This window comes from Saccharospirillum sp. (assembly GCF_040881935.1).
GTDB lineage: Bacteria > Pseudomonadota > Gammaproteobacteria > Pseudomonadales > Natronospirillaceae > Saccharospirillum.
Genome location: NZ_JBBECH010000066.1, coordinates 1 through 23,639, shown reverse-complemented (window position 1 = coordinate 23,639; position 23,639 = coordinate 1). Strand labels below are relative to the sequence as shown.

The window sequence follows — 23,639 nt, the reverse complement described above, 5'->3', positions numbered from 1 at the left end:
TAAATACCTTTTGGCCGGGCTTGCCCGGTAACCATTGACTGACCCAACGGCGGGTCTAACACCGGCATTAAATAGCCTGTGTCTGCCGTGTCGGGCCTGGTGACAGATCCTGGTGCCGGGTTCTTATTTTAGGAGTGGTCATGCAATATTTTCCGTTGTTCCATAAGTTATCCGATAAGACCATCCTGGTGGTTGGCGGCGGGGATATTGCGGCGCGCAAGATTCACTTGCTGCAGCGCTCCGGGTGTCGGATTCAAGTGGTGGCTCCCTCGATTCTGCCGGTAATTGCCAATAACCCCAATTGCGACTGCGAACTGCGGACTTTTGAGCCGGACGATATTGATGACAAGGCTTTGGTGGTTAGTGCCACCGACATTGAAGTAGTAAACCAGCGTGTCTCGAAGGAGTCACGGGCGCGTGGTGTTTTGGTCAATGTGGTCGATTCCCCCGAGTTGTGCGATGTTATTTTTCCCTCCATTGTTGATCGTGACCCGCTGATTATTGCCATTACCTCCAGTGGCCAGGCGCCGGTATTGGCTCGCTCGGTCCGGGCGAAGCTGGAGAGTACGATTCCCGCGAGTTATGGCCACTTGGCGCAATTGGCTTCGCGCTTTCGTAACGCTGTTAAGAAACGATTTACCAGTTTGGACGACCGGCGTTATTTCTGGGAAAAAGTGCTTGGCGGTACCGTGGCGGAGCATGTGTATGCCGGGCGGATGGAACAGGCTGAGCATCAGCTAAAATCGATGATTGATGCGCCCGACGATGCACAGCACGGTGAAGTCTATCTGGTTGGGGCAGGGCCCGGTGACCCGGACTTGCTGACGTTTAAAGCCCTGCGCCTGATGCAGCAGGCCGATGTTGTGCTGTATGACCGCCTGGTATCGGATGCCATTATGGATCTGGTGCGACGCGACGCGGAACGTCTTTATGTGGGCAAGCAACGGTCTGACCATTCTGTACCCCAGCAAGACATCAATCAGCGCCTGGTGGACCTGGCGCTGGAAGGTAAAAAGGTGTTGCGCCTGAAAGGGGGTGATCCCTTTATATTTGGGCGCGGTGGTGAAGAAATCGATTTGCTGGCAGAGCAGGGCATTCCGTTTCAGGTAGTGCCTGGCATTACCGCTGCTTCGGGGTGCTCAACCTACACCGGAATACCACTCACGCACCGGGATTACGCCCAGTCAGTGCGCTTTGTGACTGGTCATTTGAAAGATGGCAGCCTGAACCTACCCTGGAGTGAGCTGGCTAGTCCGCAGCAAACCGTGGTGTTTTATATGGGCTTGATGGGGTTGGAGACGATTTGCAATAAATTGATACAACATGGCCGATTGCCCGATACCCCCATAGCGCTTGTGCAAAAGGGCACCACGCCGGATCAACGGCTTTGGGTAGGTACGTTGGCAACGCTTCCGGATTTGGTAAAAGACGATCCGCCGCAGGCTCCCACCCTAATTATCGTCGGCGAAGTGGTTTCATTGCACGAACGACTTAACTGGATTGGTTCAGCGGTTACGTAGTAACTCAAGTTATTGTTTCCTCTCGTTTCGTTCAGCCGGTGATTAAGCGTTGCTGCCACAGGGTAGCCGCTTTGTTTCGGGCTTCCTGAAGGGAAACCCCGTCGGCGACCATTAATGCAAGGGCCATGGTGTCGTGAATCGCAGCGACGCCGTATTCGGGCACCGACTCACCGGCCCAGGTCGCTTGCAGTAACGCCAGGTTGGGTTCATTCGGGCGTACTGCTCGTTGCGACAGTCGCTTGGGTATGTCTACCCGCTCAGGGTGATGCGGACTGTGCACCAGCACCTCGGTAGTTGAGTCGGGCCGAACTTCGAATTCGCCACTGTCTCCCTTGAGGACGAGATTGCGCGCGTCGCCGAGCAAACCGGCTGTATCGTGGTGCAGGGTTTTGTAGCTGGGGTGGAACATCCCCTGCAAGGTTACTCTGGCGCCGGTTGGGTTCAGGTTGCGGACCAGAGTGTTGACGGGTGAGCGTAAGCCCAATTCCCGCTTCATATCGATGATGTTTGATAGAGTCGGCGCAAAGCTGGATAGGGGGCAATAAACCATTGAATGGTTATGGCTCAGTGCTGCAGCGTTCTGCCACGAAGTAGCGACAGCTATACCCAGAGCTTCACAGGCCTGACGGGCGTATTGGCGTCCGGCTGTGTGCTCACCGCCGCCGTGCATAAACACAGGATAGCCATTTTGTGACAGTGCCTTGGCTGCCAGCACATACCAGGACGGTTGCCGGCGTTTTCCGGCATAGGCTGGCCAGTCAATGTGCATGGGCCGACCGGCCCAGTCGGCGAGTTCGTTGCGCACAGCCTGTGCCATGCCCGCCAGTTCCTCTGCCGTTTCCTCTTTAACCCGCATCAGCATAAGCAGGGCACCTAACTGAGCCTGGGTTTCGCGTTGATGCCAGATTTCCTGCATGGCAAATTGGGCTTCTTCCCGGGTCAGCGAGCGGCTGCCATTTTTACCCCGACCGAGAGCACGGATCAGGTCGGCAAACTTTAGGGTTTCAGTCATGGTCAATCCAGCAGTCAAAGGGTAGGGGGTTACAGGCAGTTTTTGGGTTTGGGCAGGCCTGCGAGCAAGGCCAGCATGCGTGCCGGGCTCTCGCCAAAGTGTTGCATCAGAAAAATGCTGTTGCCAACCTCGGCACCGAACTGAGCCTTCAAATGTTTGACCAGGGGGCGCATCGCGGGAGACAGATCGTACTCAAAATAAAAGCGGCGTAGCGATTCGATGATGGCCATTTCCTGATCGGTCAGCGATAGCCCCTGCTGTTCAGCTATCTGTTGACACCAGTCCCGTGTCCAGCGACGGGCATCCAGTAAAAAGCCAAGATGGTCGGTTTCGAAGGTGGCGGTCATCGTTCTCTCGTTCAGTTCAGTCGGATTTGAAGGTGGGTTTTCGGGCTTCAGGGTGAAGCCCCGCACTACCAGGTCAGTTGAGGGTGTTGGTCGGCAACCAGGGTCGCCCATTGCTGATCACTGATCAGCGTCCAGTCCGGATGACGCTGACCGCCCAGTGCCTCTGCATCAGTCTGACGAATACAGCCCTGGGCGCGGGTCGGGTTCGGCTGCCACATCAGCGGGCGGGCATCTTCCCGCAGCAGCAGAACATCACTGGTTTGTAGCCACAGATCAAACAGTTCCTGTTGCGCTTCACCGGGCAAGGCTGTGAGGGTTAGCAATGCCATTAAAACACCTCTATATAGCGGGCCTGGCGCATCCAGTGAGCCAGTTGATTCAGCGAGCAGGCCTGAATGTCATCCCGGCCGACCGCCTGGCCCAACACCCGGTTTTGATGGCTGGCGCAATAGAACAAGGCATCGCTGCCATACAGGGGCAGGGCACTCACTTGTTTGCTGAGGTTTTTGCTGTTTGAGGGGGCCTGGCCGTCGGCCAACCAGCCCAGCCCCTGATCAAAAAACACAACGGCATGGTCACGATCGAACAGTGCCAGACTCATTACAGCTTCCAGAATTTCTTCGCTGCGCCGGCCCTGATAGGGTGGACGGGTGACCAGAATCAGTGTCTCAAAGTGATCTGAACCCCGCAGTTCCGCTGCATCCAGTGTCGTGTTCATCGAAAACTCACCACCTTGTCTGCCTCCCCATACCCCAGAGCCCACTGTCCCAGGCCAACCAGTTGAAAAGGTGGTGTCACCGTGGACACAGGGCTTTGGTAGCGTTCGGCTTCGGTGTCATTCAGCAAACCGCGGTTGGCCGATGCCGCTATACACAATAACAGTTCACAGCCGAACTCTGAGGCCAGATCGATCCACTGTTGTTTCATATCGAATTCATCGGAAGCCGGCGACTGACTGACCAGACCCACGTAAACGGCATCCATAAAGAAAAACACCCGATCAATCCGGTCCCCCCGGGCCAGGCTGGCACGGGCGAAGGCTAGGGCATCCCGGTGGCTGACATGGTGCCAGGGCGCCTGATAGAGGTTCAGTTGAATATTCATGGGCGCATCATATCACACACAAAAAAGGCCGCTAAAAGCGGCCTTTGATAAAGGTTACCTGCTTAATTGTCATTCGTCCGACAGAGCGCCAACCAGCACCAGCAAGTGGACAAAGAGGTTGTAGATGTCCAGATACAGCGACACGGTCGCACGCACGTAGTTGGTTTCACCACCGTTCACAATGCGGCTTGTGTCGAACAGGATCAACAGAGACATCAGCAACACCACGCCGGCCGAAATCGCCAGGCTCAGTGCAGGGATCGCCAGAAACAGGTTAGCCAGAATCGCGACCAGCGCGACGATCATGCCGACCATGACGAAACCGCCGAGGAAGCTGAAGTCTTTCTTGGTAGTAACGGCGTAAGCCGACAGGCCAAACGTTACCAGTGCGGTGCCACCCAGTGCCTGTGCGACGATTGCCGGGCCGTTAGCCATTGCCAGATAGGCGGTCAGCATGGGTCCCAGGCTCGCACCCATCAGGCCCGCGAAGGCGAAGGTCCAGACGATCCCCATGCTTGAATTGTAAGCGCGCGGCAGCACAAACCAGACGATGCCGATGGCGGCAAGCATCATGATAAGCGCACCGCCCTGAGGCATTCCTACGGCCATGGCAATCATTGCCGTAACAGCACTGAACACCAGTGTCATCGACAACAACAGATAGGTATTTCGTAATACTTTATTGGTCGCCAGCGCCGATTCCGAACGCGACGTGACGGTACCTTGATAGTCAGCCATGGGCAAACCTCCATAATGTGAACCCGAATCAATAGTATAGGCCAGTTGCCGTTTTTCAAGCGCTATCGCTTGCCTCAGCACCAGCTATACCTGCTGCTGACAGTACAGGATATGCCAGTAGCTGTCAGCTTCGATCGGTGTTTTTACCATCCGGTACCCGAACATCACGCGCCGCTGGGGGAATACCTGTCCGGATGGGTGAAAAAGGCCTGCAAAGTGGCTATAAGTCATGTATATTCACGTTTTAAACGGTCGTTTTAAACAATCGCACGAAAGTAGTTGGCGAAGATTACGATCAGTTAACCAGTGACTGGGGTTGTTGTCAGCCTCGCCTATGCCCTATTCGAGACCGAGCCATGAGCCAAGCCGATACTGTCACCCGTATTCTGGATTCAGCGGAAGAACTGTTTGCCGAAAAAGGGTTCGCAGAAACCTCGCTGAGGATGATTACCACCCGGGCCAAGGTCAACCTGGCGGCCGTGAACTATCATTTCGGGTCGAAAAAAGATTTGATTCAGGCCGTTTTCGCACGCTTCCTAAGCCCTTTCTGCACCAAGCTGGACAGAGAACTTAGCGTAATGGCGGCGGCTAACTCTGAACCCGGGTTGCGTGACGTGCTGGATGTGCTGGCCAGAACCATGTTGACCGGCGTCAATTCCACGGCGGGTACCCGCAAACTGTCTGTATTTATGCGCTTGCTGGGCTTGGCCTATACCCAGGCACAGGGGCATCTGCGACGCTTTTTGAAAGAGAATTACCACCAGACCTATAGCCGATTCATCTTGTACTTGCGCGCCGCCCACCCCGAACTGTCACCCCGGGAGATCTTCTGGCGCATCCATTTCGCCATCGGCGCCTGTGTGTTCACCATGTCGAGCATTGAGGTACTGCGCGAGATGTCCAGGGCCGATACCGGCGAGGACTCCGGAGTAGAGGACGTTATGAATCAGTTGATACCGTTTTTGGCGGCAGCGCTGGAACGCTAATCGTTTTTAGGTTCTATGATCGTTGAGCGACCATGATGGCGGCGCTGCCGAAGCGTCTCCGACTGCGTCAGCCTTATATCAGCTGAGCATTCAATCATGGTTTCCAGGAGGGATTCATCGTAGGGCTCATTGGCCACTAAATTGAAAGTTGCCTTGGTGACCCGCAGGGCATCCTGACTACGAGACAGGATGCCGCGCGCCAGAACGGTGGCGACCGCTTCCAGTTCATCGCCAGGCACCAGCCGATGCACCAGCCCAAGGCGAGTTGCGGTGTAGGCGTCCATGATCTCACCGGTTAGCGAATAGTATTTGGCAGCGCGCTCGCCCAGTGCTTTGTATAGATAGGGGCTGCTCAACGCAGGCACCTGGCCAAACAGAGACTCTGTGATACAAAAAGAGGTTCGGTCACTCGCCAGTACCATATCGCAGCAACTGGCAATTCCCACCGCTACCGCATTCACATCACCGCGGACCGTCAGCAAAACCGGTACCGGGAACTGATACAGGGTTTCCAGCAAGCGAGACATTTGCTCAGCATCCTGCTGATGTTCCGGGCGGCCCACACCTTCACGACGCGCCAGCCATTGCCGGTCTGGCCCGCTGCAAAAGTGCGCACCTTTTCCACTCAGCCACACCAGTTTCAGCGTCGTATCATCGGCCAGATCATCAAGTGCTGTGACCAGGGTGCAAATCATTTCGTCGTCGTAGGCGTTTCCGGTCTCGGGTTTATTGAGGATTACCCGAGCCAACCCATCTTCCAGACGCTCGATCAGTACGGTTTCCTTCATGGGTTTTTTTGTTCTTTTTAGCGAAGGGTAGATTCACACTAAACCAGAAATACAAAGGCTGCCACTCACAGGCAGCCCTTGCATCTGTATATTTTTTGTATAGTTCTAGCCTATACCGTTCAGACGGTTCCCGGCGGCGCACACAGAATCATGCGCACACCCACCGGCTGCAATTCCACGTCATCCCAGGCCTGACGCTGCATTTCAGCCTGCATTTCGGCTTTAACAACATCTTGCTCGTTGACCAGAGGGTTCACGCTGGCCAGGTAGCGGGTACGCTCAATTCTGGCGTCGCAGGCCGCTTCATGCTCCTTGCGGGCATTAGCCAATACCGTCTCGAACTGAGCCTTGGCATGACCAAGACCCACATCATAAATGGGCGGAATACGCTCTTTGGCCGACTGAATCAGTTTACGCACCATTTTAACGGGCAACGTTTTTATCTGCGGTGCCAGAGAGGTTTCCGTCAGGGCTGACGACAGATCAGCGGTGCCGCCTTCAAGCGTCAGGGTACGCAGCAGATTGTGATTCAGATAGGGTTTAAGCGCATGGGCGAGCCGCGGCAGAATAGCAATTTGCCACTGAACTTCCAGCAGCACCTGACCGGCCGGCACCTGCTTGGTTTCCAGCAGGGCTACACTGGCCTGCCCGAGCTGCGTGCTGGTCAGAATGTCCATCAACCCGACGATTAACGGATGCTCCCAGGATACAAACAACACATCCTCACGCACCAAAGCCCGCTGCCGGTCAAAGGTAATGACGGCACCACCTTCAGGGATGCCGGGAATGACCGGGATCATCATGTTGTCTGAAGGGATCAGCTCGAAGATACCCTCATCGAGTTCTTCAAAATGCAGGTTCAGAAGATTGGCCGCCATTTCAACGACGTCTTCTGCGCTGTGCTGCTCAACTTCGGCAACCTGGCTGGCAAGCTCGTCGGCTTCGGGTTGCCGGCAAGAGTTAAGCTCGAGCATGACATCGCGGCCGGATTCCAGTTCGCGGTTCAGTTCGGCCAGGGTCTGTTGTACTTCCTGTGTCAGGGCGGAGTCATCGGGGCTGGCGAACCAGGCTTCAGCGAAGCGCTCATGGATAGCGCCTGCGGCCGGCTGCAGCGTTTCAATACAGCCCAGCACCTCGTTATACCAGCGTACGCCTGCGGCATCCGGGCCGTCGGTTAGGAAGGGCAGGTGAATATGGATGGTTTGATCCTGGCCAATGCGGTCGAGCCGGCCAATGCGTTGTTCCAGCACGTCCGGATAGTCCGGCAGGTCCCACAACACCAGGTGATGACTGAACTGGAAGTTCCGGCCTTCGCCGCCGATTTCAGAGCACACCAGAATCTGGGCACCGTCTTCCTCATTGGCAAAATGCGCGGCGGCGCGGTCGCGCTCGATCAGGTTCAGCCCTTCATGAAAGGCGGTGGATTCCAAACCGTGATCATGCCAGAGGTGGTGTGACAGTTCCTGGGCGACGTCTGCGGTTTGAGTAATCAGCAGAACTTTGTCGGTCCGGTTGGCTTTGAGCCAATCGACCAGCCAGTGTTGACGATCGGTTTCAGATTCCGCCGGGTGTAAATGCACTTCCCGTGGGAAAAAGCCGGCGACGCCGCGCCGGGTATTGCGGTAGACCACGCGTCCCGGGCCATGGCGGTCCAAGACTTCGGACAGGGCTCGGCGGCTGTCGTTATGCCACTCGATGCCCAGCGACGCGAGATGATCGAGCACCGCATCGTCTATGGTGTCGTTGTACAGAGCCGAGGCGACAGAGGAAAGTTCCATAAAATGCGATTCGTCCGCCTGGTAGTCTTCAAAGCGGGTGAACCGGGAAGCGTCTAGCAGTTGCAACCGGTTAAAGTGGGCTTCCTGGCCAAGTTGTTCTGGTGTAGCGGTCAGCAGCAATAAATGAGGTGTTTTCCGGGCCAGGGCTACCCAGCTTTCGGTGTCGTCGAGGTCTTCGGCGGCCTCCAGCGAGAGGTGGTGCGCCTCATCTACCACGAGTACATCCCAGTCCTGGGCGGTAATCCAGGGCATTTCCTCGATATCGGTCAGCAGCCGGTGGGGAATCAGGTGCACCTGGCCCAGGCCGAAGTCGTGATCTTCCGACTGGTAGAACTCGCAGTGAATGGAAAACCGGCGAACCAGCTCAACCAGCCACTGAGCCTGCAGGGCGTCGGGCACCGCGATCAGAACCCGGCTAGCCCGGCCTTGCTGACGCAGCCGATTGATGATCAACCCGGCTTCAATGGTTTTACCCAGGCCAACTTCATCAGACAACAGTGCCCGAACCCGGGTGCGTTCTGTCGCTTGCTTCGCAACGTAGAGTTGGTGCGGTAATAAGGTGGAGCGAGTTCCGAGCAAACCATTTAAATGGGCCGACCAAATGGCCTGGTGCCCGGCATTCAGCGCAGCGCGAAAATTGAACCAGTTGGGGTGATCGGTCTGGCCGGTCATCAGCCGCGTCAGTGGGCTGTTTCGGTCCAGCGTATCGGCCAGTTCAGTTTCTGGCACCATGTCGCCATCGAGCGTTTCGTAGACATGAAGGCCGTTCAGATTGTGGACGGCTTTGACCTCAGCTTTGCGCTGATCCCGGCGCTGGATCTCCTCGCCACGTTCGAAACGAATGCGGGTCAGGGGAGGTTGGCGCAGTGCGTAACAGCGTTCATCGTCAACGGCAGGGAAATAGAGTGTGAGGGTGCGCTCATCCAAGCTTTGCACCATACCGAGCCCGAGCTCGGGTTCACCATCGGCCAGCCAGCGCTGGCCCTGTATAAAGTCTGACATGGCGTCCTCGTATTCCCAAAAAGGGCCGCTATTCTACGGAATCTGTCGAGTCTTGAAAGAGATAACCGTTAATAGTCGGCGATTGTTCGATAATTAGTCTAGTAAAAGTTGGCGGTTCAGCCGGCCCCGTTTATCCGATAGCCCGGTTCGATGATCATCAGAGTGCAAAATCATGTGTTTGGGGCTTGCCAGTTGGCCCTATTGCCCCATTATTAGGGGTACATGAATCGAGGTACTTCTGTTGTATGACTCTTAATGCGCACACCGCTTTTGATGCGATCGAATCACGCACCATCGACTCTTTGAACGTGACGCTGGAACATTACCGGCATCGCGCGACCGGAGCCGATCATTTCCACATCAGTTCCGATAACCCAGAGAACGTCTTTATGGTGGCCTTGCGCACCATGCCGAAAGACTCCTCCGGGGTCGCTCACATTCTTGAGCACACGGCCCTGTGTGGCAGCGAACAATTTCCAGTGCGTGATCCGTTTTTCATGATGACGCGTCGTTCCCTGAATACGTTCATGAATGCCATGACCAGCAGCGACTGGACAGCGTACCCGTTCGCCAGTGAAAACGATCAGGATTACGAGAACCTGCTCAGCGTCTATCTGGATGCGGTGTTTTTCTCCAACCTGAATGAACTCGACTTCCTGCAGGAAGGACACCGCCTGGAATTTACCGAACCCGACAACCCAGCATCACCGCTGACGTTCAAGGGTGTGGTGTTCAACGAAATGAAGGGCGCCATGAGCTCGCCGGTCAGCCAGTTGTACCAGGCTGCCAAGCATTATCTGTTTCCCAACAACACCTACCACTTCAACAGTGGTGGCGACCCGGAAGCCATTCCAGACCTGACCTACGAAGACCTGAAAGCGTTCTACAAAACCCATTACCACCCCAGCAACGCGACCTTCTTCACCTTCGGTGACCGGCCTGCTGTGGATGTTCAGAAACGGGTTCATGAGCAGGCTTTACACCGCTTTGAAGCCCTCGACCACAAGCTGTCGGTGCCATTGGAGCGTCGTTACAACTCGGTCTTGCGGGTTGAGAACGGCTATGCCGCCGAACCCGGCGATCTAACGGGTAAAACGCACCATGTGATGGGCTGGTTACTGGGCGAATCAACCGATTTACTGGGTCAACTGGAAGCCCATTTGCTCAGCGATGTGCTGCTCGATAACAGCTCGTCGCCCCTGCGCAAGGCGCTGGAGCAGACGGATATTGGCAGTAATCCATCGCCCATGTGCGGCCTGGAAGACTCCAACCGGGAAATGATGTTTCTCTGTGGTCTGGAGGGTAGCGAGCCCGAGAAAGCCGCCGAGTTTGAACGCCTGGTGATCGAAACGCTCGAACAGGTCGAGCAGTCCGGCGTGCCATATGAAGACGTGGAAGCCATGTTGCATCAGCTGGAACTGTCGCAACGAGAGATTACCGGCGACAGCGCACCCTATGGCTTGCAGTTGATTTTCTCGGTGATCGGCGCGGCCACCCACGGTGGTTCCGTTATGGAATCACTCGACATTGACCCGACACTGGCCATTCTGCGCGAGCGCAGCCAGGACCCGGCCTACATTCCGGGCCTGATTCGCACTCTACTGCTCGACAACGTCCACCGGGTGCGCCTGACCCTGCGGCCGGATGCCGAGCTGCATCAGCGCCAGCTGGATAACGAAGCCGCCCGCCTGGCCCGCATTCAGGCCGGTCTTAGTGATACCGAAAAACAGCATCTCGTTGACCAGGCCAGCAAACTGAAAGCCCGCCAGGAACAGGAAGATGACGTTGGTCTGCTGCCCAAGGTGACACTGGCCGATGTTAAACCGGATGTTAAACGCATTGCGCCGAAAGCCGCCGATGACATAACCCGTTACACCGCCGGTACCAACGGCATCGCTTATCAGCAATGGTTTGTGCCGTTGCCCAAGCTAAGCGCCGACGAGTTGGCATTGTTGCCGGTTTATACGGCGTTGCTGACCGAAATTGGCGCCGGCGACAGGGATTACCTGGCCATGCAGCAATGGCAGGCGGCTCGCACCGGCAGCGTCAGCTTCTACAGCCAGTTCCGCAACCCGTTGGAGAACGCCGATGAGGTGGCTGGCTATGTGGTGCTGTCGGGCCGGGCGCTGGTCCGGCATGTGGATGAGCTGACCCAGATACTGACCCAGCACTGGTCGGCCCCGCGCTTCGATGAACAATCGAGAGTCTTTGATTTACTCAAACAACTGAGTGCCCGGCGTCAGCAGAGTGTCACCGGACAGGGCCATGTGTTGGCGATGCAGACCAGCAGCGCCTTTCACAGCCGTGCCAGCGCTCTAACCTATGATATGGGTGGCTTACCGGCCATTCGCCGGGTGAAAGGCTGGGTGGATGCCTTTACCGCTGATCAACAGGCGTTGACCGAGTGGCTAGCCGCCATCAGCGGCTTGCACCAGAAAATACAGCAGCAACGCTCGCACGCGGTTTTGATTGCTGAACCGGGCGAATTGGAAGCACTAACCGGCCTGCTGCGAGAGCAAGGGCTGCAAAACCGGGAGCAGGGTCTGGAAGCGGCCAGTCAGACCGCAGATTGGTTAATGCCCAAGCAGAACACCGCCTGGAGCGTTAACACCCAGGTGAATTTTTGCTCAGCCGCCTACCGAACCGTGATGCCTGGCCACGCCGATTCAGCGCCGCTGACGGTACTGGGTGGTGTACTGCGCGACAACTTCCTGCATCGCACCATTCGCGAGCAGGGTGGGGCTTACGGCGGCGGTGCATCACACGACAGCAATACCGGTACGTTCCGCTTCTATTCCTACCGGGATCCACGCATTGAAGGCACGCTGGATGATTTTCGCGCCAGCCTCGACTGGGTAACCGGACAGGGCGTTAACCAGGAGCAAGTCGAATCTTCGATTCTGGGTGTCATCAGTTCGATGGATAAACCCGGGTCACCGGCGGGTGAAGCCAAGCAGGCCTTTCAGAACCGCCTGTTTGGCCGTACCGATGCCTTCCGCAAAGCCTATCGGGAAGCGCTGCTCGGCGTAACCGCCAGAGATGTCCAGCGCGTTGCCAGCAGCTATTTTGACGAAGCCGGGGCATCAACAGCCGTGGTTACCGACCGCCAACACGCTGAAGAACTGGCCGGGAAGGGGTTTGAGGTCGAATCGCTGAATTGAGCGACATGCGGGCAGGGCAAGGGCATCACTGGTATTCGACGGTAATATCGAAGGTCGCGGAGTAATCGCCGCGGGCCTGGTTGCTGCCCACCTCCAGCGTTGCCCCGATATGCAGCAATTGCTGGCCATTGGCATCCAGCGTACCGGTGGTGGCCGGCGTACTGCGAAATTGCTGCACCATCATGGTGTTGGTGCCGCTGGCCAGCAATACGGTGTCGAGCGCTGGCAGCGTGATGCTGTAGGTGGCATCGGCATCGCCGGTGACCTTGAAAATTGCCTGGGCATAGGCACCACTGATCAGCGCCACGTTACTGCCGGTGCGCCCGCCAGCGGTGCTGATGGTCACGCTGCCGGCGCTGGCGGTCGGCGCAAAACGACCAAACACCAGATGCTGCTGCAGTGTAATGCCGATGGCCGCCGCCAAACCGGGCAACGGGACACCGGCCAGGGCCAGACAGAGCCAGGGGGTTTTTCCCCGGTTCAACAGCGGCTTCATCATTGCACCTTAAAACTCTGGTTCAGCCAGACACCGCCACCGTCTTCCGCCTTCTGGCGATAGAGCACCCGCAGCGAACCGCCCTGCAGCGTCGCCGGCGCCAGCGTCAGCGGTACTTCCAGGGTACGGACCCGATTGGGCGTATAGACGGCCACGCCGTTGGCCCGGCCGATCACCTGTTCGTCACCACCGCCAGACGGGGTAAAAAAGACCGTGACATTACCGTAGGTGGAGCGGTTGCCGTCGCGCGTCAGACGAATCAGCAGGCCGCCGGCCTGCTGAGACGGTGCCGGTGCCTCGCGCAATTCCAGGCCGCCCAGCCCGACAACCCGCTGGGGCGCAGGATGACCGGCAGGCTGACGCCATAAATCGGGGTCAGTTGCACGGCAAAGCCCTGGTCGGGCTGCTCCGTGCCGGGCGCGCGAGCCGGGGGCAGGGCCCGTATCGACAGGTGGGAGCGGTACTCGCCGGGTTCGACATCGGCCGGCAAGCGGGCCAGCAGCCGCACAATCTGCGAGGTACCCGGCGCCAGCGTGAACTGGCGCGGTGTGTAACGCACGAAGGGGTCGGCGTAGTAGCCCGGCTCACCCTCGGGTACCGGCTCGAACTGGCCGTCCTCGGTCATGCGTTTATTGATCAGGGCAACCCGATAAGTCACTGTCTCGGCACCGTTGTTGATCACTTCCAGCTGCGCCGAGTGCTCGCCCGGTTCCAGCACGACGCGCGTCGGGTGCACCATTAACTCGCCATAACCCAGTGCCAGGCCGGGTAGCAGTGCCAGAAACGTTGGCAGCCACCGCCACCGACTGGTTACAAAACCCACCGCTTGCCGTGTCAAAGTCATTACACACTCCAGATAAGAAATCGGTTTGGATTAACCGTTGGAGATAAAAAAAGGGCTGACAAGCAGCCCCTTACGCTTACATACGGATCAGGATCCCGTCACCGCTCAGTTATAGTCTACCGTCACATCATAGGTGCCGGTATAGGTGTTGGCCACCTGGCTGGCTTCGACGTTGAGCGTGGCGCCGACAGAGATCGTTTCGGCACCGTTGACATCCAGCGTACCGGTCGTAGCGGGGTTGCTGGTGAAGGTATCAACCGTCATGGTATTCGGCGTTGCTTCAGTGTCTGCAATGCTGATGCTGGCGGGCAGTGTGATGGCGTAGGTTGCGTCGCCCTCACCGGTTACGTCGAAGGTGCCGGCCGTGCCCGCGCTTTTGCTCGACAGGGTCGTGCCACCGGTAACCGTACGCGTACCGTCGGTGCCCATCACCACGGTACCGGCGGTACCACTGGCAACGACGGTACCGAAATCCAGCGCGTTGACGGCGGTGATCGCGATCGGGGTAACCACGGTCGCCGAAGCGTCTCCGGTGGCGGTCGCCGCCATGGTGGATGGCGCCAGCGCCGCGCAGGCAAGCGTCAGGGCGGTGATTTTCGGGAACGAACGAAACTGGGCCGTGGTGCGAGCCACAGCGGTCTGGGTAGATACTGACATGGGTATTCTCCAAAGATTGGTGGCCGCGCCGGGATGTTCAGTTTGCCCGGCACGAGTCATGGCTATGACTACGTTTGGCAACGGTCCCTGCTGCTTACTCCATTGCGCCGGGTAGCTTTTCCACCCAGTGCGAGGCTATGATATAGCAGTTCCGGCCGAAAACCTAAACGATCCACAAATCCGGCTCTGTTAATGTGATATGAATCACAAATTAACATCCGGTTCTAGCTTGATCGTGATATCTGTGATAACCATCACTCCGTAACCGGCATGGGCTACACAACAGCCTTGCCTCAATAAAGTAAATAAGGGTACTTTGGCTACGGCAGCGGGCCGTCGGCATGGAGAGGCTGGCCGATCATGCCGCCAAACCATTCCTGACCAGGCATGTCTTTTTTATAGGCCCGATCGACAATACCGATGGGTCTCTTTTGCAGTGGTGGTAGAGCGTATCATTCCTTGTCCCTTATACAGGCGGATGGCGGCCCGTTGTTCCGGTGCCATGCTGGGGTGCCTGCTGTGTCTGCTGCTGGGTGCCGGTAATGCCCTGGCCGAGCCGGTCCAGGATGAGGAGACGCTGTTGTTGCTGGAGGTCCAGCTCGATGGCCAGGCCGTTGGCCCGGAACCGCTCATGGTCTACCAATCCGGCCAGGGTACCTTCCTGCCGCTGACCGCTCTGGCCCAATCGCTCGAACTGGCACTGAACCGTCCGCCCGGCACCGACATCGTTCAGGGGTTTATCCTCGACGCGCAACGGCGTTTCCAGCTGAACCCCGCCACAGGGACAGTACAGCTGAACGGCCGGGAACACAGCGTTGATCCGACCCGGATCCAGATACACAGCGACGACATCTATGTCGAGGCTGGCCTGGTCACCCGGTGGCTGCCGATCGATATCCGGGTTGAAACCGGCACCGCCCGGCTGATCGTGACCGCCCGTGAGGCGCTGCCCAGCCAGCAGCGCGCCGAGCGGGAACAGCGCTGGGCACTGCTGCGCGACCCGGCACCAACCCGGCCCGATTATCCGCGCCAGCCGCATCCGTACCATCTGGTCTCTCCGCCGTTTATCGACCAGAGCCTTTTGTTGTCCCGTCAGACACTGGCCTCGGGGCCGGTACAGCATGATGTCAGTTTCACCACCTATGCCACGGCTGACCTGCTGTACCACGAATCGTCCTGGTATCTGGCCGGCGGGGAGGAGTCGATTGATGACGTTCGGGTCACCCTGGGCCGCAAGGCACCGCAGGCCGACTTACTGGGCCCGCTTGGCGCGCGTTCATACAGCCTGGGGCATTTGAACCACCCGGGCCAGACGCTGATCGCCCGGACCCAGGCTCCCCAGCCCGGCTTGCAAATCAGCCGCTACCCGCTGAGCCAGCAAAGCGAATTCGATCGCCATACCTTCCAGGGCGACCTGGCACCGGGCTGGTCGGTTGAGCTGTATCGAAACGGGGTGCTGGTCGACTTCCAGGGCAGCGCCGACCAGGGCCGATACCACTTCAACTCGGTCCCGCTGGTGTTCGGCATGAACCGTTTCAAACTGGTGTTTTATGGCCCCCATGGCCAGCAGCGCGAGGAATACCGGAGCTTTTTACTCGGCGATAGCCTGACCCCGCCCGGTCAGTTCCATTACCGTTTAGCGGTCACCCCGGGCGATGACCCGGAGGGGCGCCTGACCTTTCAGTCCGACCTGGGGCTGACCCGGAACTTCTCCGTGGCGGCGGGTTACGCCCGTCTGCCCGGAGAGAGCGCCCCGGAGCCCCGGCAATATGGTCGCTTTGGGCTGCGTGCTTTCCGGGGGCGCTGGTATGCCCATACCGACAGCGTCATCAGCCAGGATGGCGGCCGCGCCGATGAAATCGGTGTGCAGACCCGCCTCGCCGGAGTCGGCCTGAGCCTGAGCCGTATTTGGCTGGACGACTACGTCAGCGAGGTGTTCCCGGCATCAACCGACCCGGTGCAAACCCGGGATCGGCTGAACCTCGCCACCACCTTGCCACTGGGGCCGCTGGGCCGCGTGCCCATGTCCGCAACGCTGACCCGGGACCGCCTGGCCTCTGGCCGCCAGAGCGGTGAGCTGGGCCACCGGCTGTCCGGTCGGCTGCTGGGGCTGTCGTTCAATAATTCTCTGCAAGCCGATTATCAGGATGATCAGGTGAACAGGGCCACTGGCACTTTCCAGCTGTCCTACCGGGCCGGACGCTACAAGACCAGCGGCCAGATCAACTACACCTTGTTTCCTGTACAGGAAGCCGTCAGTCTGAACGGGCGTCTGGAGGGCCCGCTGCTGGCCCCCGGGTACCAGTTCGGTCTGGGCATCAACCACGTGGTCGAGTCTGGTCAGGATCAGTATTCAGCCCAACTGAGCAAGACACAGGGGCGGCTTTCCCTGGGCTTCAATGCCTCGCAAACCTCCGACGGAGCCACTGCTTTCAGCCTGTCCGCCTCGACCAGCCTGGGCGTGGAACCGAGCCAGCTGCGCCCGACACTGAGCGCGGCCTCGTTGGCGACGGCTGGCACGGTGTCGGTACATGTCTTTATCGATGACAATAATAATGGCACCCGGGAAGCCGGAGAAAGAGCCGTGAGCGATATCGGCTTCAGGGTCGATGGCCAGCCGGTCGCGGTCGCCAGCGACGCTGAAGGCATTGCCTTTATAACCGGACTGAAACCTTACCGGACCGTTAACCTCTCGCTGGCAACCGAGACCCTGGAGGACCCGGCCTGGGTCCCCGGCGTTAGCGGCAAGAGCGTGCAAACCCGGCCCGGACACAGTGCCCGGGTGGAATTCCCGATCACCCTCAGCGGCGAGTTGGAAGGCATTGTCCAGAGCGGCATCGGCCGCAACTCCCGGCCGTTGGCCGGGGTAGAGGTCGAATTGCGTGATATCGACGGCGAACGGGTGCAGAGCACGCGCACCGCTTACGACGGTTATTACTACTTCAGTCGGGTGCCCCAGGGTCCGTACAGCATTGGCTTAGCGGACGACGACCTGGAGCGCCTGCGGCTCCGGCTGGACACCCAGCGCCAGTTCATCACCGTCGGTAACGACCTGGTCTCCGGCGTCACCCTCGCGCTCTGGCCGCGACACAACACCCAAAGCCGTTAGCCCGGGGCGGCCCCAGCCGCCCGCACCCGATATTTGCGGTGATGGTATCGGGTGATTACAAAGCCAGTTTGGCCAGGGTCAAATCCAGGTCCAGCCAAACAGGAGCGTGGTCTGAGGGTTTTTCCAGGCTTCGTGTTTTGTAATCGATGCCTGCGTCTTCGATCAGCGGCACCAGCGGTTGGGAGACCATAATGTGGTCGATACGCAGACCACGTTTGGGGTCATCTTCGAAGCCGCGCGAGCGGTAGTCGAACCAGCTGAAGCGGTCGTTGGAATCCGGATATAGGTGCCGGTAGCTATCCGTCAGGCCCCAGGCGCGCAGTTTTTCAAACCAGGCGCGTTCTTCGGGCTGGAAGGCGGATTTGCCTTCACGCAGCCAGCGTTGGGCATTTTTCTCACCGATGCCAATGTCTTCATCGACCGGAGCAACGTTGAAATCACCCAGAATCACCAGTAAATCATCTGGCTTGGCTTCGGTGTCGAGCCATCGGCTCAGGTCTGCATAGAACTTCCGTTTTGCCGACCATTTGGTCAGGTGGCTGATGTTTTCACCCTGGGGGAAATAGCCATTGATTACCGTCAGGTGACGACCATCGGTCAGGGGGTGATGGGTGATGATCAGGCGTTTCTGGTCATCTTCGGTATCGCCGCTGAAGCCACGCTGCACAGTTCGTGGTGGCTCTGCAGTCAGTGTGGCAACGCCGTAGTGCCCCTTCTGACCATGCGTCACCGAGCCGAACCCGGAAGCAGCTTCCACATCCGGATGCGGGTACATATCGTCGTGGACCTTGATCTCCTGCAAACAGAGGATATCTGGCTTTTGCTGGTCGCGAAGTGCTTCCAGTTGATGAAGTCTGGCGCGTATGCCATTGATATTAAAGGATATAATGCGCATGGTATTCCTATGAAAGGTGGTGCCAGGAGTCCGTATCAGGCACCGGGTATGCTTCTCCGGGGTCGGCGTGAACCCGTCCATGGGGCCTAGACCGCAACATCCATGTTTCGGACTTCCCCGGATAAGCATACCCAGCACCTGACACTCGATTGGTTGCAAACTCCCAAGCTTGAGTGTTTAGGCTCATCTGAAAACGCCCAATTGAACTATAACGCCAAGCACTGTCACGCTATTATTCCCCCTCGACCGCCGTATTGAAACCCCGGATCAGGAAGCCCCCATGGCCCAGCTCTATTTTTACTACTCAGCGATGAACGCTGGCAAATCGACATCCTTACTGCAATCGGAATACAACTACCGTGAACGCGGCATGACAACGCGCCTGCTGACGGCGCAAATCGATCAGCGCTATGGGGCAGGGCGCATCAGTTCGCGCATCGGGCTGGAGAAGGCGGCGGATACCTTTACCAAGACCACTGATCTGAAAGCCTGGTTCAATGCCTTGGACGGTCATACCGACTGTATTCTGGTCGATGAGGCTCAGTTTCTGACGCCGGAACAGGTCAATCAGCTGTCGGATCTGGTCGACGCCGCCAATGTACCGGTATTGTGTTACGGCATTCGAACGGACTTTCTGGGTAACCTGTTCCCGGGTTCAGCGCGTTTACTGGCCCTGGCCGATAAGCTGAGCGAACTGAAAACGGTATGCCATTGTGGGCGCAAAGCCATCATGGTGGCTCGGCTGGATGAGCAGGGACGAGCCATCAGCGAGGGGGATCAGGTCGAGATCGGCGGCAACGACCGCTATGTGTCGATGTGTCGCAAACATTATAAAGAAGCTGTTAAACCTGCCTGGTCGACCCCTATTTCATCTACACGGTAGTCAATTAAGCTCCGTGGAGCTGGCAGTATCAGTGGTTCTGCTGGCACCTGATCAAATTCAGCCATCATTGATGGCCTGAGTATCCACATCAGTTGCCTGGTCAGAAATCAGCGCCCCGGAGTGCGGTTTACTAACTCTTGCAAGACTTCATAACCTACGAGTTCGGGTACAAAGCTGTAGAGTGGGCCGTGTTCGGTTGGGTTGAGCATCAACACCGTGTCCGCCAGGTTAAGTTTTTTGGGCTTCGGCGGTCGAACCCGACCTTTCTGGATGGGGGCACGGACCGGGGGTTTGACTTCAGATAGCAGCGCAAAATCGAAGACTGAGCCGTCATTGAGCGTTATCCAGCAGTAACAGTTGGGTCGGGCGGTCGACTCCGGTGTCTGAAACGCCTCAGTGATCGCATTGGCAGAGACATTGCTGACCAGGTGTTTGCCGCGGCGAATCAGGTTGCCCAGGGTAACTTCATGCTCAAACCCGGCCTCGGTCAGGGCTTTGCTGGCCGCCAGACAAATCTCAGGCGCGTTGCGCAGCGGGTCCTTGGAGGTAAAGGTCAGGGCGTTTCTAGCGGCGACACCCAACATCATGCAGCGCTTAAGCTCTGCGGTCTGCAGTGAATCCCCGTCGTAAGTCAAAGTACGGTGCGGCAAATTGTTCTCGCGGGATTTCTGGTCGGCGCTGAGTATCAGCTCGCGATAATTGACAGTCTTGTTCAAGCGGTCGTTCAAACAGTAGCTCCTGATTGGTCGGTTTTTCCGAGATAGGGCTCCGAGTATAGCAGCCCGGGTTAGGTTCCCCTATGAGTCAGTATGGGCCGGGAATGAGTCAAGACCTCCTTAGTTGCGGAATCTGTTTTATAAACGGGGGCCAGCAGACAAAGACCAGGGTTCCCTATGGTTGAATTTCCGAGGGCGGGTTGCATATCAGATCCCGGCTAAACCAATCGATATACCGCAAAAGGAGAGTTTATTATGGAGATTAAAACCTTTGAAGACCTCATTGAATGGAGTCGAGAGCTTCACCACCAGATGAATCGGTGTATGCAATCCGGTATGAAGGCACAAACCGATGAAAGGGCAAAGGAACTACTAAGATATCTGGCTGATCACGAAAAGGCCCTGGAAGAAATGGTAATTTCTTTTGAGCAAAAGGCCGACTCAAAAGCCCTGAAAACCCATGTGTATGATTATTTATCCAACGGACCGGTTACCACGCACCGAACCTGCAATACCCCTTACGATACACTCGATTACGAAGGCATTTCCCGAGAAGTATTCGACTATCACACCCAGTTGATCGATCTGTACAAGAGCCTTATCGGCAAAGCAGAGACGGCCAACGCCCGCGAACTGATGCAATCGCTACTGGACATGGAAGAACACGAATCCATGCGTCTGGCCAAGCAGATTGATGCTGGCCGCACGCTATAGTCATCCGGGAAGCCAGGGTTTATATCCTGCCTGAGCCAAAGTGTGCCCAGGAGTACCAATAGAATGAGCGGCAACATGGCTACCTTGCGTTTTTCCCGCTGTTTTGAATCCAGAACCGTGTCTCTACTTAATATCATTCTATTGATTGATAGAATTACGGGTAGATTTCTGAAGTCGTGTCAAGCAGTGTGATGCTTGAGCTTCGCCCGGAGAGATTCAAATGACTTCAAAACAGGAACTACTGGATACGCTCGCCTCCGTTGCCCGTGCCTTGGGCAATGGTCACCGACTGGCGTTGGTGGAGCGCCTGGCACAAACAGAAGCTTCGGTAGAGGCACTGGCCGAAACGGCTGACCTGTCTGTCGGTAACGCATCCCAACACCTTCAGCAGCTGCGCAGGGCAGGGCTTGTCACTGCCAGGCGTGACGGCAAACAAATGCTCTATCGACTAACCGACGAACGAATCGTCACTCTAGTGACCTTGCTCAGACAGGTGGCCGAAACAAACCTGGCTGAGATGGAGCGCCTGGTCAGTCGGCTATTCGCAGATGATAACGCTGCTGGAGCTTTACAGGCGGTCAGTCGGGATGAGCTGCTGACGGGGATGACCACCGGTAAGATGACACTATTGGATGTGCGTCCTGAAATGGAATTTAAAGCAGGGCACCTGCCTGAAGCCATCAATATCCCATTGGCGCAGTTGGAGGACATGCTGGATAAGCTGCCTAAAGATAAGGAAATTGTTGCTTATTGCCGCGGACCCTATTGTGTTCTGTCGCACCAGGCTGTTCAGCGCTTGCGTCAACTCGGTTACCAGGTTCGTCGCTTTGAAGAAGGTTATCCGGAATGGAAAGCGGCGGGCTTAACGGTTGTGTGATAGGGGACATTGCTTTGACAGACATGCTGTTAACTCATGAACCGGTGATCCGTGGCGCAGTTTTCATCGTGATTTTACTGGCGGTGGCTGTCTGGGAAATCGTGGCCGAACGTCGCCACCAGAGCATCAGCCGTCGCCAGCGATGGCCTGCTAATCTGGCGATAGTAGTCCTCGATACTATGGTGGTTCGACTGGTTTTTCCTCTGGCCGGAGTCGGAGCTGCATTTTTGGCTTCCGAGCGGGGCTGGGGTCTCTTCAATATCGTCGAAACGCCTGTATGGCTGGCGTTGGTCTTGTCCGTTCTGATTCTGGACTTGGCCATCTATTTTCAGCACCGGCTTTTCCATGCGATTCCGTGGCTGTGGCGGCTGCATCGAATGCACCACGCGGACCTGGAGTTCGATGTCACCACAGGGCTTCGATTTCACCCCTTGGAAATACTGATATCCATGGGTATCAAGCTCATCGCAGTGATGTTACTTGGAGCGCCTGCGGTATCAGTGATCATCTTCGAGGTTATTCTCAACGCGACTTCAATGTTCAACCACGGCAATGTCAATTTGCCAGCCAGTGTTGATCGCTGGCTGCGTTTTCTTCTGGTGACACCTGACATGCACCGTGTTCACCATTCCATCGTCCGCCGGGAAACCGATAGCAACTTCGGCTTCAATATTCCCTGGTGGGATCGATTATTTGGCACCTATATCGATCAGCCAACCGGAGGACACCTCAAGATGGTAATAGGCATAGAGCAGTTCAGGGATTCTAACGACCTTCGGTTGGGTCGCATGCTTCTGCAGCCGTTTAAAAACTCTGTCCGGGATGAGAGGCAGGAGCAGCGCTGATAAGAGATAAGCAACCAAAGAAAATTGGAAACTCGATGATCGAAAAATCAACTATTTAACGTGATTTCCCACATAAAAATGGAAAATCTAACGATGGTCAATTAACAATAGTTTAATTCCGTGATTTCCATGTAAATTTGGAAATATTTAATAAACGCAAAAATCATGCCTTATCATAGGATGCCTCATAAAAGATTAAAACGATTAGTTATATAGCTTTTTCTGGTCTAGATAATCGTATTGAAAGGAATAGCGGCCATCACATAGTTCTTCAGCCGCTCTTATTTCGTGGTGAGAGACCTGATTTCCCATCAATTGATGAATGAATTGAACAATGCCAATGTACTGAGTTAATTCTGTATGCGGGGGAAGTATTCCTTTTAGCTCGTCTGAAATAGACCAATCGGACTGATTGGGGCAATTTTTAGCTTCTTCACTTTTGTTCACTAAAGCCAATATTTCAGAGAAAGGCAGCAGTGATGTACCATTTTTTAGCACTAACTCTGTTTTACCTCTATATGAACGAATACCCGCTACTGAAGGGGCTAACTTTAGAAACCAATCATTATGGCTCACCGTAGAATTCATCGCGCGATATCCAGACGTATTACATAGATTGAATTGATAAGCGAGAAGCCATTTAAGGAGCCGCCAAAGTTCATTTTCTAATAGCTGCTCGCAGTCTTGCTTACTTAGCGAAAAGTATAATCCGGCCTCAGTTCGAATTTGGCATGGATCGAGCCAAAGGGAGTAAAGTCTTGAATAACTTTCAAGAGCACTACTTCCTCGCCAATAGTCTTTAAATATAAGCAGTAAATAATAGTAAACCGCCCGACAAATAGGGCAGTTCGCGTGTTCGTATGTGTCGCAATCATCTATAAATCGGCTATGTGCTGGGACTTGTACTCTAATAAGTTCCTGGAATTCCGCCAAAACACGCAATTTTGACGATGTAAACGAGCAAAAACGTTCGTAAACAGACAATAAATAATTAGGACCATCATTTGGTTTTAGCGCCGTCTTTTTTAGGTTTAAAGCAAGAAAACGGTCGTCTTCACATCCCTTAAATATTTCACTGCCTATCGACTGATGTGATGGCAAGTACGTTAACACGTAAGCGCTCCACAAACCACATCTGAGAATCGTCAGTCTAATGCGATAGCGTAG

The 23,639-nt window shown here is 56.3% G+C and carries 23 protein-coding genes; 8 read left to right on the top strand and 15 right to left on the bottom strand.

Annotated elements, in window-relative coordinates:
* Positions 1-140: 140 nt before the first annotated feature.
* Entirely contained in the window at positions 141-1,520 is a 1,380-nt protein-coding gene (gene cysG / locus WEB54_RS12320; protein WP_368055971.1) for a siroheme synthase CysG, read from the top strand.
* A gap of 31 nt (positions 1,521-1,551) precedes the next feature.
* On the opposite strand, the gene WEB54_RS12315 is transcribed toward cysG, so the two are convergent.
* The 6 genes from WEB54_RS12315 to WEB54_RS12290 form a co-directional block, all read right to left on the bottom strand.
* Positions 1,552-2,532: a glycosyl transferase family protein gene (locus WEB54_RS12315; protein WP_368055292.1), complete on the bottom strand. Its 981-nt coding sequence runs from the start codon at positions 2,530-2,532 to the stop codon at positions 1,552-1,554.
* A 29-nt stretch (positions 2,533-2,561) separates the two neighbouring features.
* The gene (locus WEB54_RS12310; protein WP_368055294.1) at positions 2,562-2,879 is read right to left on the bottom strand and encodes a TusE/DsrC/DsvC family sulfur relay protein; all 318 of its coding nucleotides are present in this window, start codon (positions 2,877-2,879) and stop codon (positions 2,562-2,564) included.
* Between the two features lie 65 nt (positions 2,880-2,944).
* Positions 2,945-3,208: a hypothetical protein gene (locus tag WEB54_RS12305; RefSeq protein WP_368055295.1), complete on the bottom strand. Its 264-nt coding sequence runs from the start codon at positions 3,206-3,208 to the stop codon at positions 2,945-2,947.
* Positions 3,208-3,597 carry a DsrE family protein gene (locus tag WEB54_RS12300; protein ID WP_368055297.1) on the bottom strand — a complete coding sequence of 130 codons (390 nt, stop codon included), beginning with the start codon at positions 3,595-3,597 and terminating at the stop codon, positions 3,208-3,210. The genes WEB54_RS12305 and WEB54_RS12300 overlap by 1 nt, the downstream gene beginning before the upstream one ends.
* Positions 3,594-3,983 carry a sulfurtransferase complex subunit TusD gene (gene tusD / locus WEB54_RS12295; protein WP_368055299.1) on the bottom strand — a complete coding sequence of 130 codons (390 nt, stop codon included), beginning with the start codon at positions 3,981-3,983 and terminating at the stop codon, positions 3,594-3,596. Before tusD ends, WEB54_RS12300 begins: the two co-directional genes overlap by 4 nt.
* A gap of 69 nt (positions 3,984-4,052) precedes the next feature.
* The gene (locus WEB54_RS12290; RefSeq protein WP_368055301.1) at positions 4,053-4,721 is read right to left on the bottom strand and encodes a Bax inhibitor-1/YccA family protein; all 669 of its coding nucleotides are present in this window, start codon (positions 4,719-4,721) and stop codon (positions 4,053-4,055) included.
* Between the two features lie 356 nt (positions 4,722-5,077).
* Here WEB54_RS12290 and WEB54_RS12285 point away from each other — a divergent pair, with 356 nt between their 5' ends.
* Positions 5,078-5,707, top strand: a complete 630-nt coding sequence (locus WEB54_RS12285) for a TetR/AcrR family transcriptional regulator (protein ID WP_368055303.1) — start codon at positions 5,078-5,080, stop codon at positions 5,705-5,707.
* On the opposite strand, the gene WEB54_RS12280 is transcribed toward WEB54_RS12285, so the two are convergent.
* Positions 5,704-6,495: an enoyl-CoA hydratase-related protein gene (locus WEB54_RS12280; protein WP_368055969.1), complete on the bottom strand. Its 792-nt coding sequence runs from the start codon at positions 6,493-6,495 to the stop codon at positions 5,704-5,706. The genes WEB54_RS12285 and WEB54_RS12280 overlap by 4 nt on opposite strands.
* Positions 6,496-6,614: 119 nt before the next feature.
* The gene (locus tag WEB54_RS12275) at positions 6,615-9,275 is read right to left on the bottom strand and encodes a helicase-related protein (RefSeq protein ID WP_368055967.1); all 2,661 of its coding nucleotides are present in this window, start codon (positions 9,273-9,275) and stop codon (positions 6,615-6,617) included.
* Positions 9,276-9,520: 245 nt separating this feature from the next.
* Here WEB54_RS12275 and WEB54_RS12270 point away from each other — a divergent pair, with 245 nt between their 5' ends.
* On the top strand, positions 9,521-12,436 hold the full coding sequence (locus tag WEB54_RS12270) for an insulinase family protein (RefSeq protein ID WP_368055966.1): 2,916 nt from the start codon (positions 9,521-9,523) through the stop codon (positions 12,434-12,436).
* A gap of 25 nt (positions 12,437-12,461) precedes the next feature.
* Here WEB54_RS12270 and WEB54_RS12265 read toward each other — a convergent pair whose 3' ends face one another.
* From WEB54_RS12265 to WEB54_RS12250, 4 genes are all read right to left on the bottom strand, one after another.
* Positions 12,462-12,935 carry a DUF4402 domain-containing protein gene (locus WEB54_RS12265; RefSeq protein WP_368055964.1) on the bottom strand — a complete coding sequence of 158 codons (474 nt, stop codon included), beginning with the start codon at positions 12,933-12,935 and terminating at the stop codon, positions 12,462-12,464.
* The gene (locus WEB54_RS12260) at positions 12,932-13,237 is read right to left on the bottom strand and encodes a hypothetical protein (protein ID WP_368055963.1); all 306 of its coding nucleotides are present in this window, start codon (positions 13,235-13,237) and stop codon (positions 12,932-12,934) included. Before WEB54_RS12260 ends, WEB54_RS12265 begins: the two co-directional genes overlap by 4 nt.
* Positions 13,192-13,776 carry a molecular chaperone gene (locus WEB54_RS12255; protein WP_368055961.1) on the bottom strand — a complete coding sequence of 195 codons (585 nt, stop codon included), beginning with the start codon at positions 13,774-13,776 and terminating at the stop codon, positions 13,192-13,194. The genes WEB54_RS12260 and WEB54_RS12255 overlap by 46 nt, the downstream gene beginning before the upstream one ends.
* 105 nt (positions 13,777-13,881) lie before the next feature.
* The gene (locus WEB54_RS12250; protein ID WP_368055314.1) at positions 13,882-14,433 is read right to left on the bottom strand and encodes a DUF4402 domain-containing protein; all 552 of its coding nucleotides are present in this window, start codon (positions 14,431-14,433) and stop codon (positions 13,882-13,884) included.
* Positions 14,434-14,911: 478 nt separating this feature from the next.
* Here WEB54_RS12250 and WEB54_RS12245 point away from each other — a divergent pair, with 478 nt between their 5' ends.
* The gene (locus WEB54_RS12245; protein WP_368055959.1) at positions 14,912-17,542 is read left to right on the top strand and encodes a collagen binding domain-containing protein; all 2,631 of its coding nucleotides are present in this window, start codon (positions 14,912-14,914) and stop codon (positions 17,540-17,542) included.
* A gap of 55 nt (positions 17,543-17,597) precedes the next feature.
* Here the strand turns inward: WEB54_RS12245 and xthA are convergent, their stop codons facing one another.
* Positions 17,598-18,437, bottom strand: coding sequence for an exodeoxyribonuclease III (gene xthA, locus WEB54_RS12240; protein WP_368055957.1), 840 nt, complete (start codon positions 18,435-18,437; stop codon positions 17,598-17,600).
* Between the two features lie 280 nt (positions 18,438-18,717).
* Between xthA and WEB54_RS12235 the strand changes: the two genes are divergently transcribed.
* A complete protein-coding gene (locus WEB54_RS12235; RefSeq protein WP_368055319.1) occupies positions 18,718-19,320 on the top strand; it encodes a thymidine kinase in 603 nt (200 codons plus the stop codon).
* Positions 19,321-19,427: 107 nt separating this feature from the next.
* On the opposite strand, the gene WEB54_RS12230 is transcribed toward WEB54_RS12235, so the two are convergent.
* Entirely contained in the window at positions 19,428-20,048 is a 621-nt protein-coding gene (locus WEB54_RS12230; RefSeq protein ID WP_368055955.1) for a hypothetical protein, read from the bottom strand.
* Positions 20,049-20,291: 243 nt separating this feature from the next.
* On the opposite strand from WEB54_RS12230, the gene WEB54_RS12225 reads away from it, so the two are divergent.
* The 3 genes from WEB54_RS12225 to WEB54_RS12215 all read left to right on the top strand — a co-directional run bounded on the left by WEB54_RS12225 (position 20,292) and on the right by WEB54_RS12215 (position 22,472).
* Positions 20,292-20,750, top strand: a complete 459-nt coding sequence (locus WEB54_RS12225) for an ATPase (RefSeq protein WP_368055953.1) — start codon at positions 20,292-20,294, stop codon at positions 20,748-20,750.
* A 220-nt stretch (positions 20,751-20,970) separates the two neighbouring features.
* Positions 20,971-21,627: an ArsR/SmtB family transcription factor gene (locus tag WEB54_RS12220; RefSeq protein ID WP_368055951.1), complete on the top strand. Its 657-nt coding sequence runs from the start codon at positions 20,971-20,973 to the stop codon at positions 21,625-21,627.
* A gap of 23 nt (positions 21,628-21,650) precedes the next feature.
* On the top strand, positions 21,651-22,472 hold the full coding sequence (locus WEB54_RS12215) for a sterol desaturase family protein (RefSeq protein ID WP_368055991.1): 822 nt from the start codon (positions 21,651-21,653) through the stop codon (positions 22,470-22,472).
* Between the two features lie 204 nt (positions 22,473-22,676).
* On the opposite strand, the gene WEB54_RS12210 is transcribed toward WEB54_RS12215, so the two are convergent.
* Positions 22,677-23,639 (bottom strand): hypothetical protein (locus WEB54_RS12210; protein WP_368055950.1); only part of this gene is annotated, 963 nt, incomplete at its 5' end.